The organism is Acidithiobacillus sp. TH-A36 (assembly GCF_057473445.1).
Map to the genome: position 1 here is coordinate 1 of NZ_JBYCKP010000551.1, position 1,306 is coordinate 1,306.

Sequence of the window (1,306 nt, forward strand, 5' to 3'; positions counted from 1 at the left end):
TGGCTATTTTATCAAATCCAGAGACAACTCTAAAAATGCCTTCTACAGCCAATATGCACCCTACTATGCCACGCGTTTTGTTCCCAACGACAAGTACCGGAGCAACTTTCTGGATGTGACTGATGTGGCGGCTTTCTTCCAGGATAAAATTCATCCGATATCCTCTGTGGATATCACGCCTGGAGTTCGCGTAGAACAATTTCAGTTGAATTATACGCCCTTTACTACGGAAACTTTTCCGGAGGCGAGCAAATTATATCCCAAGGGTAATCAGGCCAAACTGCCTGCGGATTCTCGCAGCCTGAGCGCGGTGGAACCTTCGGTGAATATCAGCTGGCGTCCCATTGATCATCTGGCGTTGTTTGCCGGTTATAGTGAGGCTTATCAGACACCTGCATTTGGTGGCGGCGGCGGTCCTTTCCAGGATATTCAGGCCAGTTCCATTTCATTGGAAAAGGGACAGAATTATCAGGCCGGTTTCAAGGTGCACGTGGCGCATGATGGTTACCTGCATCACTTCCTGTTTAGTGCCAACTGGTACTTTACCCGCTTCTCCAATCAGTATCTTCCTATTACCTTGACCAATGGTGATGTGATCAATGCCGACGGCACTTCGGATTATGAAGGGGTCAATATTTATGCCGTCGATAACCCGCTTTACTGGCTCCACACCTTTGCCAATTTGTCGTTTCAGAAAGCGTATTTCAGTAATTATACCGTGAAAGGTAAAAGTTATGATGGCTTACCGGTTGCCAATGTCCCGGATGCAACTTTCAATATTGGCGCCTATACCAAAAGTTTCGTTGACGGTATTTTGCTGGAGCCGCGTATTTGGGTACAGTACACCGGACCCCAGTCCCTGTATGACAGTATCACCAAGTCACCCTCAGCTACGGCAAAACTGCCCTCTTATACCTTGCTGAACCTGGCTTTGCACAGCAAGATTCCCATGCACATGGCTTATTTCCGGAATGTGGGCGTGGATGTGGACCTGCTCAATGTGCTTGGAAACCGCTACAACAGTTATGAATATATCAGCAGTGGTGGAACTTACGGACCCAACACCAAGGGCGATCTGATTGGGCTGCCCGGGGCACCGAGAACTTTTTATGTAAGCCTGACGGCTAATTTCTAAGCCGTTATTGTTTTGCGCCGCAAATCTTTTAACGGATTTGCGGCGCTATCTGAAAGCCATTGCCCGGCATGGTGCTTCGGTACATTTCCGGGCAATGTCATTCGATGAGGGTTAAATGATGAATACCATGGTGACAAATCCTTCCTGGTCGCCCCAAGGGCCTGATAAGTC

At 48.2% G+C, this 1,306-nt stretch carries 1 protein-coding gene; it reads left to right on the forward strand.

The annotated features are described in order from the left end of the window. On the forward strand, positions 1 to 1,135 hold a 1,135-nt coding region (locus tag AC2VLY_RS14000), incomplete at its 5' end, for a TonB-dependent receptor domain-containing protein (protein ID WP_486922485.1). Positions 1,136 to 1,306: the final 171 nt, after the last annotated feature.